Source organism: Loigolactobacillus binensis, assembly GCF_005405165.1.
GTDB lineage: Bacteria > Bacillota > Bacilli > Lactobacillales > Lactobacillaceae > Loigolactobacillus > Loigolactobacillus binensis.
Genome location: NZ_BJDN01000020.1, coordinates 40,704 through 57,117, shown reverse-complemented (window position 1 = coordinate 57,117; position 16,414 = coordinate 40,704). Strand labels below are relative to the sequence as shown.

Annotated in this window: 17 protein-coding genes; 7 read left to right on the top strand and 10 right to left on the bottom strand. The window is 45.0% G+C overall.

Annotation, left to right across the window (positions count from 1 at the left end):
• Positions 1 to 319 precede the first annotated feature (319 nt).
• The gene (locus FFM78_RS09715) at positions 320 to 967 is read left to right on the top strand and encodes a DUF4867 family protein (protein WP_137638246.1); all 648 of its coding nucleotides are present in this window, start codon (positions 320 to 322) and stop codon (positions 965 to 967) included.
• Between the two features lie 51 nt (positions 968 to 1,018).
• Here FFM78_RS09715 and FFM78_RS09710 read toward each other — a convergent pair whose 3' ends face one another.
• Positions 1,019 to 1,483 carry a hypothetical protein gene (locus tag FFM78_RS09710; protein WP_137638245.1) on the bottom strand — a complete coding sequence of 155 codons (465 nt, stop codon included), beginning with the start codon at positions 1,481 to 1,483 and terminating at the stop codon, positions 1,019 to 1,021.
• Positions 1,484 to 1,734: 251 nt separating this feature from the next.
• On the opposite strand from FFM78_RS09710, the gene FFM78_RS09705 reads away from it, so the two are divergent.
• Together FFM78_RS09705 and FFM78_RS09700 are read left to right on the top strand one after the other, a co-directional pair.
• Positions 1,735 to 2,076, top strand: coding sequence for a thioredoxin family protein (locus tag FFM78_RS09705; protein ID WP_137638244.1), 342 nt, complete (start codon positions 1,735 to 1,737; stop codon positions 2,074 to 2,076).
• Complete coding sequence (locus FFM78_RS09700; protein WP_137638243.1) at positions 2,069 to 2,587, top strand: transcription repressor NadR; 519 nt, start codon at positions 2,069 to 2,071, stop codon at positions 2,585 to 2,587. The genes FFM78_RS09705 and FFM78_RS09700 overlap by 8 nt, the downstream gene beginning before the upstream one ends.
• A gap of 86 nt (positions 2,588 to 2,673) precedes the next feature.
• On the opposite strand, the gene rpsN is transcribed toward FFM78_RS09700, so the two are convergent.
• A complete protein-coding gene (rpsN, locus tag FFM78_RS09695; RefSeq protein ID WP_137638242.1) occupies positions 2,674 to 2,943 on the bottom strand; it encodes a 30S ribosomal protein S14 in 270 nt (89 codons plus the stop codon).
• A 201-nt stretch (positions 2,944 to 3,144) separates the two neighbouring features.
• Between rpsN and FFM78_RS09690 the strand changes: the two genes are divergently transcribed.
• The 3 genes from FFM78_RS09690 to FFM78_RS09680 all read left to right on the top strand — a co-directional run bounded on the left by FFM78_RS09690 (position 3,145) and on the right by FFM78_RS09680 (position 6,173).
• Complete coding sequence (locus FFM78_RS09690; protein WP_137638241.1) at positions 3,145 to 4,338, top strand: MFS transporter; 1,194 nt, start codon at positions 3,145 to 3,147, stop codon at positions 4,336 to 4,338.
• Between the two features lie 100 nt (positions 4,339 to 4,438).
• Entirely contained in the window at positions 4,439 to 4,825 is a 387-nt protein-coding gene (locus FFM78_RS09685; protein ID WP_137638240.1) for a GntR family transcriptional regulator, read from the top strand.
• Complete coding sequence (locus tag FFM78_RS09680; protein WP_137638239.1) at positions 4,818 to 6,173, top strand: PH domain-containing protein; 1,356 nt, start codon at positions 4,818 to 4,820, stop codon at positions 6,171 to 6,173. The genes FFM78_RS09685 and FFM78_RS09680 overlap by 8 nt, the downstream gene beginning before the upstream one ends.
• Before the next feature lie 23 nt (positions 6,174 to 6,196).
• On the opposite strand, the gene FFM78_RS09675 is transcribed toward FFM78_RS09680, so the two are convergent.
• From FFM78_RS09675 to FFM78_RS09640, 8 genes are all read right to left on the bottom strand, one after another.
• Complete coding sequence (locus FFM78_RS09675; protein ID WP_137638238.1) at positions 6,197 to 7,468, bottom strand: phosphoglucose isomerase-related protein; 1,272 nt, start codon at positions 7,466 to 7,468, stop codon at positions 6,197 to 6,199.
• Positions 7,469 to 7,651: 183 nt separating this feature from the next.
• Positions 7,652 to 8,185, bottom strand: a complete 534-nt coding sequence (gene cysE / locus FFM78_RS09670) for a serine O-acetyltransferase (RefSeq protein ID WP_137638237.1) — start codon at positions 8,183 to 8,185, stop codon at positions 7,652 to 7,654.
• Between the two features lie 96 nt (positions 8,186 to 8,281).
• Entirely contained in the window at positions 8,282 to 9,421 is a 1,140-nt protein-coding gene (locus FFM78_RS09665) for a trans-sulfuration enzyme family protein (RefSeq protein WP_137638236.1), read from the bottom strand.
• A gap of 31 nt (positions 9,422 to 9,452) precedes the next feature.
• Positions 9,453 to 10,361: a PLP-dependent cysteine synthase family protein gene (locus FFM78_RS09660; protein ID WP_137638235.1), complete on the bottom strand. Its 909-nt coding sequence runs from the start codon at positions 10,359 to 10,361 to the stop codon at positions 9,453 to 9,455.
• Positions 10,362 to 10,688: 327 nt separating this feature from the next.
• Positions 10,689 to 11,561, bottom strand: coding sequence for a PfkB family carbohydrate kinase (locus FFM78_RS09655; RefSeq protein WP_137638234.1), 873 nt, complete (start codon positions 11,559 to 11,561; stop codon positions 10,689 to 10,691).
• A gap of 11 nt (positions 11,562 to 11,572) precedes the next feature.
• Positions 11,573 to 12,049 carry an ECF transporter S component gene (locus FFM78_RS09650; RefSeq protein ID WP_137638233.1) on the bottom strand — a complete coding sequence of 159 codons (477 nt, stop codon included), beginning with the start codon at positions 12,047 to 12,049 and terminating at the stop codon, positions 11,573 to 11,575.
• Between the two features lie 149 nt (positions 12,050 to 12,198).
• Positions 12,199 to 13,191 (bottom strand): NAD(P)/FAD-dependent oxidoreductase, encoded by a 993-nt coding sequence (locus tag FFM78_RS09645; RefSeq protein WP_137638232.1) that lies wholly within the window; start codon positions 13,189 to 13,191, stop codon positions 12,199 to 12,201.
• 15 nt (positions 13,192 to 13,206) lie between these two features.
• Complete coding sequence (locus FFM78_RS09640; protein ID WP_137638231.1) at positions 13,207 to 14,481, bottom strand: O-acetylhomoserine aminocarboxypropyltransferase/cysteine synthase family protein; 1,275 nt, start codon at positions 14,479 to 14,481, stop codon at positions 13,207 to 13,209.
• A gap of 896 nt (positions 14,482 to 15,377) precedes the next feature.
• On the opposite strand from FFM78_RS09640, the gene FFM78_RS09635 reads away from it, so the two are divergent.
• The gene (locus FFM78_RS09635; RefSeq protein WP_137638230.1) at positions 15,378 to 16,292 is read left to right on the top strand and encodes a LysR family transcriptional regulator; all 915 of its coding nucleotides are present in this window, start codon (positions 15,378 to 15,380) and stop codon (positions 16,290 to 16,292) included.
• Positions 16,293 to 16,414: the final 122 nt, after the last annotated feature.

Genomic DNA, 16,414 nt, shown 5'->3' with positions numbered 1-16,414 from the left:
TTTAATATTGAGCGCAAATTTTATATGATGGTCTATAGGGTTCACGGTTTTCTCATATCCTTTTAAATGATACTGTTGTGGGTGGATTTTTTGGATGGGAGCTGTGGGCTCTTTTTTGCGCAAAAAATCCTGTTAATAGCTTACCACTTTGTAAATTATCAACAGGAAAAAGTATAGAGCCATAAAAAGTCTGCACTTGATTTATAAAGTGCAGGCTTTTTATGCTGTGCTAGGGTTTTAGCAAATATAGGTGTAAAGTTATTTTAATTTCTATTTAAGCTACCTACTTTATAGTAGAAAGGCGAAAGTAGGTGACCGAATGTTTACTGAATTGCAAAAAGCTAATCCGCAATTGGCGCTATTTAAAGTGAGTGATCCAATATTTCAAAGGTACGGGCGGGTATTATCTACACCTGCTATTGCTACGTTGCTAACGACCTTGGCCACTAAGAATATACCAACTACGGGTAACCAGTATGTTCTTAGTGATTCAGCGTTAGAAGCATTACCAGTTGGCTCACAGCTGCAGTCAATTTTTGGCGCTTTACCAATACAACTTGGCTATTGTAACGGTCACGGCCAACAATTGAATTGTCTAGAATGGCATCATTCACCGGAAATTAATTTGGCAACCACTGATATTGTTTTAGCATTGGGTCAGCTCACAGATGTTCATGCCGATCACTATCACAGCAGACACCTACAGGCCTTCTTTGTTCCAGCAGGAACGTTGATCATGCTTTATGGAACAACGCTGCATTTTGCACCTTGGCAGACCAGTGCTGCTGGTTTTAAATGTTTAGTCGGCCTGCTAAAAGGTGTGAACAGTGAACTAGCGACCTTACCACAGGGAACCTTGTTCAGACGCGGTAAGTGGTTGCTTGCTCATCCCACCAATCAAAAATTTGTGGCGCAAGGCGCCTATCCTGGAATTGATGGTGAAAATTTGCGGCTACAACTGCCTTGAGCAAAATTAATAGGCGCTGCGCCCAGAATACTCTGAGCACAACGCCTATTTTTAGCGAATTTCTAAAGCGACATCGTTAGGTAAAACTTTACGTAATTGGGTCAGTAAGGTTTCTGTGGTTTGGGTAAATACTAGGCTGATATGGCGGTTGCGTTTTGTTTTAAAAATTGCGATCACGCGGCTGCGGTTACCTGGTAGTGGTTGTTGAGTTAAGGTGATCGCCTGTAGATCGGTGAAACGTACTGCTGTTGCATAGAAAATTCCGTTGGTGATGATTCGCTGTGGGGTCAGGCCACCAATACCAGAAATAATATTGATCAAAATAAATGCAGCAGTGAAGACAATGTACGACCAATCCGTTGCCCCGTTGGCAGTTAACAAGACACCAAAAACAACTCCGTAGCCGAGGGACCAATAGTTGTATTTTGCCCGTAAAGTGATCTGCGATTGCCAGTAAATTGATACGGCTGCACTGGCTAGTACCAGTACGTTTAAGATCCACCAAAAAATAGTCATAGTCGATTGCTTTCTTAAGTGTAGAAAATATTGTGTCACTACAATATTTGACTTAGTGTGTTAGATTTAAGTCATTGATCTACACGATTGCTGATTGGTTTACGCTGTTTGGGTAGCTGCCCTGACTTATCGGGCCTTTGTTGTCTTAAATACAGACTTGCACCTATTGCGTCGAGGAAATATAATGATTATACTCATTATAACGTAGATGCCGCTACCAATGGTGAAAAAAGTGCGGCGATTTAAAGAAGGTGACCTTGATCGCAAGTGAATTAAATGATATCAATTTTTTCACGTTCGTTAAATCTGGCACGGTCGTGGTAGATTTTTGGGCGGCATGGTGTGCTCCTTGTCAAAAAATGACGCCGATTTTATTGACGTGTGAACAGGCTCTACCTGGTTTAAAAGTTGGACGCCTTAATGTTGATGATTATCCCCAATTGACTAAAAAGCTACAGGTGCAAGGTTTGCCAACCTTAATTTTATTTCAAGCTGGTGAGCCAAGTGCGCGGGTCAGTGGCTTTCAGCCTAAGGCACGCTTGTTGCCTTATTTACAGCAAAAAATGCAAAGAAAGAGTGAACAACATGCTTAGTGGTGTTGAACGGCGAACACAGATTAAGGAACAGTTACTGGCGACGGATCAGCCGCTAAGCGCAAATCATTTTGCGGCCCAGTTTAAGGTGAGTCGCCAGACGATTGTCGGGGATATTGCGCTATTAAGGGCTAGCGGTGAGGTAATTACGGCTGCTTTTAATGGTTATTTATACCGGCACGAGCAAAATATTTTTACCGGTAAGGTAGTCTGTAAACACACGCCAGCGCAAATGGAAACTGAATTGCGCCTGATCATTGCTAATGGCGGTCAAGTACTGGATATTACGGTAGCGCATGAACTGTATGGCGAACTTACCGGTCAGTTGAATTTGACTAACAACCTTGAAATTACCCGGTTTTTGCATAATTATCAAACTAAAAATGCCCATCTGTTGTCTGAATTAACTGGTGGTGTTCATATTCATACACTTGCCTGTGCTGATGCCGCTCAATTTACCGTGATCAAAGCAAAATTAAAGGCCGCCGGTATCTTGTATCAGGCGGACTAAAATCCAAATAAAGAGCTACTCCATATTCGATTTATGGAGTAGCTCTTTATTTTTTTGTAAACTTGATCGTTGCAAGGTTTGCCAGCCTACCAGCTGGCTTTTTTGATTCCCGGAATTTGGCCGCGATGAGCGTATTCCCGAAAATTAATCCGCGACAATCCAAATTTGCGCATGTAACCGTGGGGACGACCATCCATTAAATCACGATTATGCATTCGTGTTGGTGACGCATTTCGCGGTAAATGGCTGAGCGCGGTGTAATCGTGAGCGGCTTTCAACTCTGCGCGTCGGGCAGCATAATGATCAACTGTGGCCGCAATTTTCGCTGCCTTGGCGATCTTCGATTTTTTTGCCATAATAGAGCCTCCTTAAACTATTTTTTAAGAAGTCGTTTTCAGCGAATTATTCTCGCTTAATTGAGCTTCGTTAGTGTACCACGAAACAAGTATTGGCCCAACTATTTGACTTTTAAGTTTAGTTGACAAGACACCTAAAAGTGCTATGCTGTTCTTGCTAAGTGACAAGACACATAAAACGAAAGTAAAGTAGGGGTTAAAATGAAGCAGGCACAGGTGAGTGAAGGAAAATTATTGACGGTAGCAGGTTTTGCCTGGCTATTCGATGCCATGGATGTTGGGTTACTATCATTTATTATTGCCGCACTAAAAAATGAGTGGCAGCTGAGCACGGTACAAATGGGTTGGATCGGTAGTGTCAGTTCTATCGGTATGGCAGTGGGGGCTTTATTCTTCGGTATTTTGGCCGATCGTATTGGTCGGCGGGATGTTTTAGTATTAACGTTGTTACTATTTTCCGTTGGCAGCGGGATTTCGGTGTTGGCTACAAGATTCGGTCTTTTTATTCTGATTCGCTTCTTTGTTGGTGCCGGTTTAGGTGGTGAACTACCAGTGGCTTCAACCTTAGTCTCTGAAAGTGTTGCACCGGAGAAGCGCGGACGGATCGTGGTTTTACTGGAAAGTTTCTGGGCCGGTGGCTGGATCATTGCGGCCTTGGTGGCATACTTTGTTATTCCAAATTTTGGTTGGCGGGTCGCCGCTTTAGGAACAGCGTTGACCGGAGTTTATGCTTTGTATGTTCGCTGGCAGATTCATGAACCAGTGCGCAACGACAAAACTACTCGGCCAACTTTAGGTCAGAATATACGTGCTGTATGGGCGCCGCAACATGCTAAAGCGACCCTAATGCTGTGGATATTATGGTTTACGGTGGTTTTCTCATATTACGGTATGTTTTTGTGGCTACCTAGCGTGCTGGTACTAAAAGGTTATAGCCTGCTCAATAGTTTTGGTTATGTTTTGGCAATGACTTTAGCGCAATTACCAGGTTATTTTACGGCTGCTTGGTTGATCGAAAAATGGGGTCGTAAACGTGTGTTAGTGGTGTATTTACTAGGGACTGCGCTCAGTGCTTATTTTTTTGGTAATGCTAGTAGCCTAGTTAGTGTATTAATTTTTGGCGCGTTATTATCATTTTTTGATCTTGGTGCGTGGGGGGCATTGTACGCTTATTCACCGGAGCAATATCCTGCGGTGATCCGCGGGACTGGCACTGGTATGGCGGCCGCTTTTGGGCGGATCGGTGGAATTGTTGGTCCGCTGTTAGTCGGTTATATGCTCACCGCACAGATCAGTGTTACAGTGATTTTCACGATTTTTACTGGCGCCATTGTGGTCGGTATCTTAGCGGTGGCTTTGTTAGGTGAAGAAACGCGTGGGCGCGTGTTAGCCTGATGTTAATAATGAAAAACGTGGTTTTAACGCCACGTTTTTTTGTTGTCTTATTTGTTATATATGATATAATACAAATAAATCAAAAAAGTAGGTGAATTCAATGTTATTACGTGTTGATGCAGCCAGTACGGTGCCGCTTTATCAGCAGATCCATGATCAGATCATTTTAGGTTTGGCCGGTGGGGGATTACGGCCGGGTGAAACTTTACCTGCGGTACGGCAATTAGCTGATGAATTGAATGTAAATATGCTAACCGTCGCCAAAGGTTATAATTTGTTGAAAGCGGAAGGCTATTTGGTCAGCGATCGGCGGCAAGGGACACGGGTAGCCGCAGATTTTCAGGCCGATGCGGTTTTTCAGCAGGAGTTGGCAACTCAGTTACGGTTATTGATCGCCGCAGCCAAAATTCGTGGCATTGCGGCACCAGAGTTACAACAAATGATCACCGCACAATATCAGGCGTTTGGGGGAAAGCAACATGCTTAATTGGATCTTTGTCGTTTTAAATCTCTTGGTGGCGGTGACCATGGCGTTAACCACCATGCTACCAGCTAGACCACATAAAAATGTGATTTTGGAAACTACGGTGCCAACTGCTCAATTGCAGCATCCGGCTATTTTGGCGTTAACGCATCAATATCGCATACAGTTGGCCTGGCTAGCCCTTTTCTTCAGTATTGGCGGGTTACCGATCATGTTTATTCATTTTGACTCATTGGCATTATTGTATTTTATCATTTTGCTCGGGGCACTGATCGGTGTTTTTTATGGTACTGAAGTTCGTTTTATTCATAAAATGAATCGCTTGAAACGCCGCCAAGGTTGGGCCACCAATCTTGTTACCGAACAAGTTGTCGATACCAAACTTATTTTGACTAAAAATCGGCAACTAGTGTCGTCAAAATGGTTTGCCGGTAGTGGCGTGCTGCTGTTGCTGGGTGTGCTTCTCAGTTGGCGGTTGCTTGGTTGGGCGACTAGTTGGCCACTTTTACTAGCACTAGGATTGTGCTGGTTACTGTTTCTACTATTATATTCAGTTATTGCCGGATTACCAGTACGAGTGTTGACCGCGCAACCGGAATATGATCGGTTGTTAAATGACAGTTATCGCCAAACTTGGTCACGCCAAATGGTTTTAGGAAGTTATTTTCTTGGTGCTATGCCTCTAGCTGTAGGGTTAACCACTCAATTGACGGGTGTGATCTACCTTTATTTGCTGTTGTTAGTTGGTTTTTGTGTTTATATGGTGTATGATCTGATCCGCGAACGCAATTTTGAGGATCGACTACTCGGTGAATTCGCGGTGGCGACCACCACCGATGAGGACCGCTATTGGCGTTACGCCATGTACAATAATCCTACTGACCACCGCCTATTTGTGCCTGATCGAGTGGGGGTCAATCTCTCGCTAAATATTGGGCGCCCAGCCGGTAAATGGCTGGGTGGCGTGATAATGCTCTTAGTGCTTGGTCTATTGATCGGTGTGACTGGCAGTTTGTTGGCATTGGATTTTAGCGGCAATAGTATTCGCGCTAGTGCCACCACGCAACAGGTGATCTTACGGGCACCCGGAACCAGAACGACGCACTTACCGCGTCAGCAGATCACACAAGTTCGCTTGTTGCGGCAGTTACCGGCTAGTGCTGTTCGGGTTAATGGCGTTGGTACGACACACTTTGCGGTAGGCAATTTCCAAGTTCATCAGCGTGCAGCTAAACTTTATGTAGCGCGCAATACTGGTGTGGTTTTACGATTGCGAACAAAGCAGCGCGATTATTATTTTGCCGCTAAAGAACCGGCGGAAACTCGCCGTCTTTATCGCGCACTGCACTAAAAAAAGCGCATTTTGCGCTTTTTTTAGTTGCGGCCTAAACCGGCAAACATAATTTGTTTATAAGCTTCCACACCTGGTTGGTCAAATGGATCAACTTGTCCGATCAAACCGGAAATAAATACTGCATATTCGAAGAAATAAAATAGACCGCCAAGCGTGCGCTCATCTAATTGGTCAACGTGCAATTCTAATACCGCCACGCCGCTAGCTTGGTGGGCAGCACTGGTTGCCTTTTCGGCGATCTGATTGATTTGGTCTAAAGTTTGGCCGTTAAGATAATCAAAGTCATCAGCAACCTGGCTAGGCTGTAGCGATAAATCTTGATGGGGATGGTCTACGATCAGTAAAGTTTCTAATAGTTGTCGCTGGCCTTGCTGAATATACTGACCGACTGAATGCAAGTCTTCGGAATAAGTCAGCGCAACAGGAAACAGATCACGATTTTGTTTACCTTCACTTTCGGCGAAGAGCTGGGTCCACCAACGGCCGAAATAATCTAGTTGTGGCTCAAAGTGACCTAAAATTTCAATTTTTTTACCTTGTTGTAACAAATAATTGCGGCGCACCGCGTATTGAAATGCTGGATTGTCAGCACTAATTTTGGTCTGCAAGTCAGTGCGCATGGTTACTGCACCGGCCACCAGCGCAGCAATATCAATTCCGGCTACCGCCATCGGCAATAAGCCCACGTCGCTAAAGACAGAGAAGCGGCCGCCGATATCGGTGGGAAAGGTCAGAAATGGATAGCCTTCATTGTGTGCTAACTGAGCCAGATTACTGTCTGGCGTGCCTGTGACTAACAAATGTTCAGCGTAGGCGGCCCCGTATTTTTGTTGTAAAAATGGTTTGAATACGCGAAAACCAATTCCTGGTTCCAAAGTCGCAAAGTTTTTGGCGATCACATCGACATAAACTTCTTCGTCTGCTAGTTCGGCCAATAAACGCCGGTAGTAAGTAGCCGCTAAATTAGTTCCGGCGTAAATGATTTTAATTTGTCCCCGCTGTTGGGCAAAAGCTTCGATCGCCGCGCGGGCCGCATTATTGGAGCCACCGACACCAACAATCACTAAAACTGTTGCGGTAGCTTGAATTTTGACGGCCAGATTGTGCAAATGCTGCAATTGCACGTCGTTTGCCCATTTTGTGACCGGTAACCAGCCTAAATCATTGTGTTGGGGGTCAGTGGTAACATCGGTGGTTTGGACTTGGTGTAATTTACTAAGTTGTTGTTGTTCAAAGGCAGTAAAGGCGGCGCTGTCAAAGTCGGTCGTCATTTTTGGTTTCAAAGTAAGCATAGCGGAACTTCCTTTCGCTTTATTTTGTTTAGCGTAGCAAGCTAAGCTTAAATGGAACTAAAAAAGGCCAGAATCTTGTTCTGGCCTTTCATTATTTCTGAAAATTATTTCAAAATATAAAGCTAAAATCGATTTTTGTTACCCGCCCCAGTAAAACTGACGATCTTTTAAATTAGGCGGCAATTAATTTTGAGCTAATTGAACAATTTTAGTGGGCTGCTGCGGTTGTGCCTGTGCAGGCACACCGACTGCAGTGTGACCAGCCGCAACATCATGTAGGACCACTGCGCCGGCACCGATTTTAGCATTATCGTGGATCGTGATCGGACCGAGAATTTGCGCGTTGGCACCGATCAACACGTTATTACCCACTATGGGGTGGCGCCGGCCTTTGGTGATGTGCCGCGAGCCTAACGTGACACCGTGTAAAATGGTGACATTATCGCCAACAATCGCGGTTTCACCGATGACCACGCCGGCTCCGTGATCAATAAACAAGTGCCGACCAATTCGAGCACCGGGATGAATTTCGATCCCAGTTATTTTTTTGGCTAAATGGGCGCTAATGCCAGCGGCCAGGTAAAAGCGATGCTGATACAACTGGTGGGAAAAACGATGCCACGCCAGCGCATGTAACCCAGAGTAGGTCAGCAAAACTTCCAGTAGGCTGTGAGCTGCTGGGTCGCGATGTTGAATGGCTTTTGCAGTGGCAAACATAATAAGGTCCTCCTTAAAAATTATCCGGTAAGCTAGCTATAGGATTAAAGGGCACGCTAACTAAAATTAAACGTCTAGCGTGCACATCATGCAGATTTACAATGCCGTAAAAGCTTGGTCCAAATCACCGATCAAATCAGCAATATCTTCGAGACCTACGGATAAGCGAATCAATTCGTCCTGAATACCATTGGCTAAGCGAATCTTACGCGGAATCGAACCGTGGGTCATGACTGCAGGAACTTCGATCAAGCTTTCCAATGAGCCTAGGCTTTCTGCTAAGCTGATCAATTTCAGACTTTCCACAAAAGTTTTTGCACTTAAGCCGGCTTGTAGTTCAAAGGAGATCATACCGCCAAAGCCGTCCATTTGCGTTTTAGCAGTTTCGTAATCGCTGGTTCCTGGCTTGCCTGGATAATAAATTTTAGCAACTTTGGCTTGTTTTTCTAAATAATGGAAAACAGCTTGGGTATTAGCTTCATGAGCCCGCATCCGGACACCTAAGGTTTTGATACCCCGTTGAAGCAGCCAACTATCTTGAGGGCCGAGGATGGCACCGATGGCATTTTGCAAGAAGCCGATCCGTTCGCCTAGGCTAGCATCGTTAGTAACGGCTAGGCCGGCGACAAGGTCACTATGACCACCTAAATATTTTGAAGCGCTGTGTACCACGATATCCGCACCTAATGTTAATGGCCGTTGATTGTACGGCGTAGCAAAAGTATTATCGACGATCGTTAACAGCTCATGTTGCTTAGCCAGGTTACTTAATGCTTTTAAATCCGAAACGTGCAGTAATGGATTAGTCGGTGTCTCCAAGTAAAGGGCTTTGGTGTTGTCTTGGATCGCGGCCTCAACGGCGGCTAGGTCCCGTGTGTCCACGGCCGTAAAAGTTAGGCCTTGCCGCACCATGACCTGGTTTAACAGGCGGAAAGTACCACCATAAACATCATTACCAACGACTAAATGATCACCCTGCGAAAACAACGACAAAACAGCGTGGATCGCAGCAGAACCGGAAGCAAACGCAAAGCCGGCCACGCCGTCTTCTAGTTCGGCAATTAATTTTTCAACAGCATTTCGGGTCGGGTTACCAGTGCGCGCATATTCCCATTTAGGTTCGCCACCAAGTACGTGTTGATGAAAGGTAGAACTTTGGTAGATTGGTACACTGACTGCACCAGTTTCTTTATCTTCGCTAACGCCGCCATGGATCAAAGTTGTATCGAATTTCATGTTAAATTCCTCCTAAGAATTAGTTTGATTTTTAAGCGTAAATATTTTCACTGAGGTAACGTTCACTACTATCAGGGAAAATGGTGACGATGTTACTGCCAGCAGGTAGGCTTGCGGCCACTTGTAGACTGGCAGCTAATGCCGCACCACTGGAACTACCAACCAATAAACCGTGCTCACGTGCCAGCATTTTCACGTTGGCAAACGCGTCAGCATCACTGATCGTATAAATTTTGTCGATCTGGACTGTTTGGAAAAATGGGGGAACAAATTCGACGCCGATGCCTTCGGTGCGGTGGCTATGTTCTGGCCCACCATTTAGGATCGAGCCTTCAGGTTCTACTGTATAGGCTTTGACCTGTGGTAATTGCTCCTGTAAGTATTTAGCGACACCGGCAAAGGTTCCGCCACTACCTGCACCAGCGATAAAGGCATCAATATGAGTACCGAGATCGGCGGTCAATTCTGGCCCCAGTGTATCGTAGTAAGCTTGCGGATTAGCCGGATTTTTGAACTGCATGGGCACAAAACTATTAGGAGTGGCGGCCGCCAACGCTTCGGCTTTTGCGATGGCGCCTTTAATGCCGTCTTCCGTTGGTGTGTTGATCAATTTTGCGCCTAAGGCCTTCATCAAAGTTTGTTTTTCAAAACTGAATTTTTCTGGCACCACTAAAATAACTGGTAGGTGATGTTGCTGAGCGGCTAAAGCGACGCCGATACCAGTATTGCCGGCAGTCGGTTCAATGATCGTTGTACCGGCGGTGATCTGGCCCTGCTTAATCCCGGTTTCGATCATCGCCACACCAAGGCGATCTTTGATGCTGCCACCAGGATTGAACATTTCTAATTTGGCAAAAATGTGACTCGCGTTAGGTACGGGCAGATCAAGTTCCAGTAAGGGGGTGTTGCCGATCAGTTGGTTCACATTTTGGTATATCATGGTGTTTCCTCTTTTCTTGGGCGGAATGCAGAATAGAAAAAAGGCGCGGATTTGTTTAAACAAATCTGCGCCTTTCTCGATTCAACTGATTAATTGTGGCTTGCTAACCGTTTTATTTTTGGGTAGCACAATCAGTGTATCGCGAAAGACGCGGTACACAACAACATACGCTAGCATTAGTCATAAAAATGTTAAACATAAGATTGTGCCTCCCTAACAGTTGATTTATTCGTCCGTATTGATTACTCCTTCAGAATACGGGCTAAGAGATTGATTGTCAAGTGAAAAATTTATTTTGTTGTTCGTTGATTGCTTCTGATATGTCAGTTAGCGTTGAAAATAAGGCGGCCAATTACCAGTTTGGTTATATTCACTTAGCATAAATAATAAATTTGCTAAGGCTAGGCCGAAACGGCGTTCACGATGACTAGCAGCAGTTTGACGTAAGGCGCAGTAAGTGCCGCTGACGGCGTAGTGAATTGCGTTAGTCAATGATTCACCGGTTGCTAAAAAGCCGGTCAATAAGGCTGCAAATGCATCGCCACTACCATAAAAATGACCTGCTAATTGTTGACGGCCAAAGAATTGAACGCGCTTAGCAGTTAACCAAATACAACCACTTTGCTTTTGCTTAGTGATGCCGGTGATCACAGCATGACCTGCCGGTGGTAATTTTTGCTCCAAGGTGGTTAATAATTGATATTGTTCGGTTTCAGTTGGCCGTGACCGTACTTTTATGCCAGTTAACAACTGGGCTTCGGTTAAATTTGGCGTGATCACGGTAGCCCAGGGTAAAACTGCGGTCAATTGGCGCGGGTAATCAGCTGATAAATCGGGATAAAGTAGATTGCGATCCGCCATCACTGGATCAATGACTACCAAAGATAACGGTAGATCTTGTAATAGATTTTGCATGCTGGCGACCAGTGAAGCGGTGCCTAAGTAGCCTAATAACAGGCCATTAAAGGCTAACTGCTGTTGTTGCCAATGTCGTTTTGTTTGCGTGATCCAAGAACTAAGTTCAACCTTGACTGGCGTTGTGAACCCTTCAGTTTGAGTGGATAAGAGGCTAGTTGGTAGCATAGCTTGTGGTAAATTGAATGCTGCCAAAATCGGTAGCGCAACTTGCTGCGATAAACTCCCGATCGCTGATAGATCTTGAGCGACGATCAATGGTCGGACTAGTTTGTTAGCGTTCATAATTTTAACGGTTAACGTAATTTGACTGCCAACGGTAAAGCAATGACTGCACCGGCTAGAATCTGAACCGCATTAGTCGGAATACCAACTAGGCCTGGAGTCAGTGAATAGAGTAAAGTATCAGTGAAAAAATAGCCAATAATGACGATCAGACCACCGACCAGTAAAGCCCACAACTGGACTTTGCGGCCGGCCTGGTAACCAAGCCAACCGACGACCAAACCTTCAAAACCATGCACGACTAATGAAAAAAGTATGTATTGAGAATAGTCAGAGATCAAGTCCAGTAATAGGCCACTTAAACCACCCACGATCGCGCCGGTGCGGCGACCGTAAAGTAAGGCCGCAATAAAAATACCGGCATCGCAAAGATTAATATTACCGTGGGTCAACGGTACTGGGATGATAAAAACTCGGGCGATCGTCACGTTTAAAGCAATTAAAAGTGCGGGTAAAACGATCCGGTGCGCCAATTGATTAGTTTGCATATACGAACCTCCTGAATAAGTGGCCTGTTATTTTTTAAACGTAACTGATTTAATTGTCTTGACAGCCGTTAGCTAAAAAATAAAGCTGAACCATAATCATGTGCTATGGGACAACTCTATTTTTAATTCGTAAGCCGAATGTTGGTTATTCAGGCAATCGAAGTGCTGTGCAACGGTTGCTTGCGCTCAGGATAAAGTGTTTCGGCAATATGATTGATGGCGGTTGGCGCTTCACCAAAGCCAGCGGCGATCAATTTAGTTTTACCAGCATAGGTCACGCTATCGCCAATACCATAAATACCGGCGATAGTGGTCGCCATATTTTGATCGACTGGTAGTGCTCGGTGGTCCAAGGGTAAACCCCAGTCGCGCAGAACATGGTTGTCGGCAGTGAAACCGTAATTGACAAGTAGTGAATCGACGGTCAGTGTTCGCACTAGGGAACCTTTGGCCTGTTTTAATTGTATTTCCAGGCCAGGGGTTGTGTTAGTTAATTGCTGAATGTTAAAGGGGGTTACTAGTTGAACGCTGGAGGATTCCAAGCGTTTAACGTTAGCCTCTAAGCCACGAAATTGTGGTCGCCGATGAATCAAATAGACTTGGTTAGCTACGTTTTCCAAGGTCAATGCCCAATCAATGGCCGAATCACCACCGCCGGCAATTGCCACCGTTTGTCCGGCAAAATCAGCTAAATCTTTTACAAAATAAAAGACGTTTTGGCCGTTTAGTTGTGGATCATACTTTATAGCCAATGGGCGCGGGGAGAAAGCCCCGCCACCAATAGCAACAAGAACCTGGCGGGTGTGGGTAATTCGTTTGGTGGTTGTCAAAACGAATTCTGTGGCGTGCTTTTCTAGACTTAAAACTTCTTCATCGCAAAAGATGTGCGGTTTAAAATCGTTAAATTGCAACATTTGTGCTTGTAAGTTATGAACTAAGTCGCGGCCCTTAATGTGTGGCAAGCCAGCAACATCACGAATAATCTTTTCGGGATACAACGCGGCCACTTGACCACCTAGTTGTGGTAGACTTTCGATCAATTGTGTATCCAATTCCCGTAAACCAGCGTAAAAAGCGGCAAACATACCACTGGGACCGCCACCGATCACCGTTAGATCATAGAGATGGTTATCTTGCTGCATATAGTGGCCTCCTGACTAAATTTGTTGTAAAGCTTGATCAAGGTCAGCGATCAGGTCATCCACGTTCTCGATCCCGATTGACAACCGAATCAAATCAGGGGTGATCCCCGTTTGTTTCAGTTCTTCGGCATTTAACTGGGCATGGGTCGTTGATGCAGGATGAATGATCAACGAATGCGCGTCACCAACGTTGGCTAGCAACGAGAACAGTTCCAGGTGTTCGATCAAGGCCTTGCCTGCTGCTTCGCCGCCTTTTAAGCCAATGGTGAAGATCGAACCGGCGCCTTTAGGGAAGTATTTATCGGCTAAAGCATGATAAGGACTGTCGGCCAGTTCTGGATAGTTGACCCAGGCCACCTTCGGATGTTCTTTTAAATAGTTGACGATCTTGCGGGTGTTACTGACATGGCGTTCAACTCGCAAGGACAAGCTTTCAAGGCCTTGGATCAACAGGAAGGAGTTGAAGGGGCTGATGGTCCCACCGAGATCGCGTAAGGATTGGGCCCGCACTTTAGTGGTGAAAGCAGCGGGGGCCACTTCATTCCAGACCAACCCGTTATATTGGGGATCAGGCGTGGTGAAACTTGGATAACGGCCACTAGCCGCATAGTCAAACTGACCATTTTCAACGATCACCCCACCCATGGTCGTGCCGTGGCCGCCGATGAATTTAGTTGCGGAATGTACCACAACGTCGACGCCATGATCTAATGGTTGAATCAAATATGGGGTTCCAAATGTATTGTCGGCGATCAGGATCAGCCCATGTTTATGGGCGATCGCTGCAACGGCCTCAATGTCGATCAAATTGATGCCAGGGTTACCGATGGTTTCGATGTATAAGGCCTTGGTATGTTCGTTGATCGCCGTTTCAAAGTTAGTGGGGTCATCAGGCGATACAAAATGAGTGGTGATACCTAATTTCTTCAACGTGACGCTGAACAGATCGTAGGTGCCACCGTAAAGGGTGCTTGCCGAAACGATCTCGTCACCAGCATCCGCCACGTTGAGAATGGCGGCGGTGATCGCCGCGGAGCCAGTTGCCAAAGCGACGCCGGCCGTACCATTTTCCAAAGCGGCGACCCGCTTTTCAAAAACGTCGGTGGTCGGGTTGGTCAGACGCGTGTAGATATTGCCGGCGTCGGTCAAGGCAAAACGGCCGGCTGCTTGTGCGGCGTCTTTAAAGACGTAGGAAGTCGTTTGATAGATCGGTACCGCACGGGCACCAGTTTCGTCAACCGTTTGACCAGCCGTAACTTGCAGTGTTTCAAAGTTTAATTTTTTTGTCATGATAAAGCCTCCCAGTTTATTTTAAAAATTATGGCACCTAATTCTCAAAAGCTAGTTACGCCGCCCCCTTTTTTACTTGCGTAAATAAAAACCGCCGTCCCAGTGCTGGATCAGCACAAGGGACGACGGTTATCGCGTTACCACCCAAATTTATATTGACCTCACGGATCAATACCTTAAAAAGTACAGTTATATACTCCGCAATATATCGCTTGCCCACGGTGCAATGCACTGGCTCCAAGATCATCTTCATCTACTGTCGGTTGTTTCTTTCCACCAACTGAAACTCACTGTAAATCCACAGTTAGATTACTCTTCTTTTCGTTGCCATGAATATTAACTTGGTCTTAAACTAGCATCATATTTTTTTAATGTCAAGCTCATTTTTAAAATAGCTAGCCTAGCTAGTTTAATGCTAAGTAGATGTAAATGCTGATATAACAACGATTTTAACTAATTTATTATTGTGTAACTAATACTACCATTTTGCTGTTCTTCTCATGGAAGAAAAAGGAATTTTAAAAATATTTTTAATTAATTTTTTTACGGCGGCTGATCTGATCACTACTTGACAAGCAGCGGTGCTTACCGTATGCTAACGCTTAATTAAGTTAGCAGACACTGAACAGAAGAGTAATTGCAGTGCAACAAGAACAGCGACCCTTACCAGTGAAAAAAGGGCTTGTCAGCAGCAATGAAAATGGACTGGGAGTCATCACTAGGTTAACGCTAAGTGATCGGGAGCAACCGTTATTTTGCTAGGTATTGATTGATACTGACTGAGGTGGTGAGCACAAGTTCGCCACAAAATAGGGTGGTAACGCGTGATCACGTCCCTTTGTGAATAAATGATTCATGAAGGGACGTTTTTGCGTTGAAAAGGAGAGCGAGTAATCATGAATTTACAACAAATGCGTTATGTCTTGGCAGTGGCCGCTAATGGTAGTTTTCGGGAAGCCGCTAAGGTCCTGTATATTTCACAACCTAGTTTATCCCACAGTATTAAACAACTGGAACAAGAATTGGAGGCACCACTTTTTGCCCGTACCCACCAAGGGACCCGCTTAACCACTGCTGGTCAAGAATTTGTTTTAAGTGCCGAGAAAATCATTCAGCAAGTCGATCATTTGCAACAGCATTTTGCCACAGCCGACGCCAAACGGCATTATTTTTCTGTGGCTGGGCAACACTACGATTTTATTGCGGTCGCGTTGTGTCAAGTGTTGGCTCAGTATAATGATTATCGCTACATTCGGGTTTTTGAAAGTACGGCGCTTGAAGTCATCAAGGATGTGGCGCAAGGCCATAGTGAATTGGGAATCTTATTTTTAAATGACTATAATCAATCTTCGTTATTACGCTTGTTTGAACAGGATGAGCTGACCTATGAAGAATTAGGTTTATTTCAGACCCACATTTTTATGCGAACGCAGCATCCTTTGGCCTACAAAACTAAAATCAGTTTAGCTGATCTTGCCCCTTATCCGCAGGTACGTTTTACTCAGGAAGCTTCATATCCAGATTTAGCGGAAGATCCGTTGGAACCACCAGTAACTAGTGCCATGATCGCTGTAAGTGATCGGGCGACGATGAGCCGGATCGTTGCGCGAACGGATGCTTATGGCTCTGGTTCTGGTATTTTAGAGGCACCTGGTGAGCAAGGGTTGATCATGCGACCATTGCTACATTCGCCACGTAACCGCATGATTATTTTACGGCGCAAAGAACATGAATTATCGGAAATCGGCCAGTATTTTGTCACTGCGTTACGGGCTTATTTTGCGACACAACATTCAGGCCTCTTTAAATAAATTCATGGTGATAGAAAATAACTATCTGCTCGTAAAGACACTGATCGTAGTCGTATAGTCTGACTTTGATCACTATTTAACGACACTTTTACTGACTGATATAAAATTTAACTATTAGCAAG

Bases quoted from the DNA above. Each gene is read 5' to 3' on its own strand.
- FFM78_RS09715 (WP_137638246.1), top strand. From the start codon at position 320: ATGTTTACTGAATTGCAAAAAGCTAATCCGCAATTGGCGCTATTTAAA.
- FFM78_RS09710 (WP_137638245.1), bottom strand. From the start codon at position 1,483: ATGACTATTTTTTGGTGGATCTTAAACGTACTGGTACTAGCCAGTGCA.
- FFM78_RS09700 (WP_137638243.1), top strand. From the start codon at position 2,069: ATGCTTAGTGGTGTTGAACGGCGAACACAGATTAAGGAACAGTTACTG.
- rpsN (WP_137638242.1), bottom strand. From the start codon at position 2,943: ATGGCAAAAAAATCGAAGATCGCCAAGGCAGCGAAAATTGCGGCCACA.
- FFM78_RS09690 (WP_137638241.1), top strand. From the start codon at position 3,145: ATGAAGCAGGCACAGGTGAGTGAAGGAAAATTATTGACGGTAGCAGGT.
- FFM78_RS09685 (WP_137638240.1), top strand. From the start codon at position 4,439: ATGTTATTACGTGTTGATGCAGCCAGTACGGTGCCGCTTTATCAGCAG.
- FFM78_RS09680 (WP_137638239.1), top strand. From the start codon at position 4,818: ATGCTTAATTGGATCTTTGTCGTTTTAAATCTCTTGGTGGCGGTGACC.
- FFM78_RS09675 (WP_137638238.1), bottom strand. From the start codon at position 7,468: ATGCTTACTTTGAAACCAAAAATGACGACCGACTTTGACAGCGCCGCC.
- cysE (WP_137638237.1), bottom strand. From the start codon at position 8,185: ATGTTTGCCACTGCAAAAGCCATTCAACATCGCGACCCAGCAGCTCAC.
- FFM78_RS09665 (WP_137638236.1), bottom strand. From the start codon at position 9,421: ATGAAATTCGATACAACTTTGATCCATGGCGGCGTTAGCGAAGATAAA.
- FFM78_RS09660 (WP_137638235.1), bottom strand. From the start codon at position 10,361: ATGATATACCAAAATGTGAACCAACTGATCGGCAACACCCCCTTACTG.
- FFM78_RS09655 (WP_137638234.1), bottom strand. From the start codon at position 11,561: ATGAACGCTAACAAACTAGTCCGACCATTGATCGTCGCTCAAGATCTA.
- FFM78_RS09650 (WP_137638233.1), bottom strand. From the start codon at position 12,049: ATGCAAACTAATCAATTGGCGCACCGGATCGTTTTACCCGCACTTTTA.
- FFM78_RS09645 (WP_137638232.1), bottom strand. From the start codon at position 13,191: ATGCAGCAAGATAACCATCTCTATGATCTAACGGTGATCGGTGGCGGT.
- FFM78_RS09640 (WP_137638231.1), bottom strand. From the start codon at position 14,481: ATGACAAAAAAATTAAACTTTGAAACACTGCAAGTTACGGCTGGTCAA.
- FFM78_RS09635 (WP_137638230.1), top strand. From the start codon at position 15,378: ATGAATTTACAACAAATGCGTTATGTCTTGGCAGTGGCCGCTAATGGT.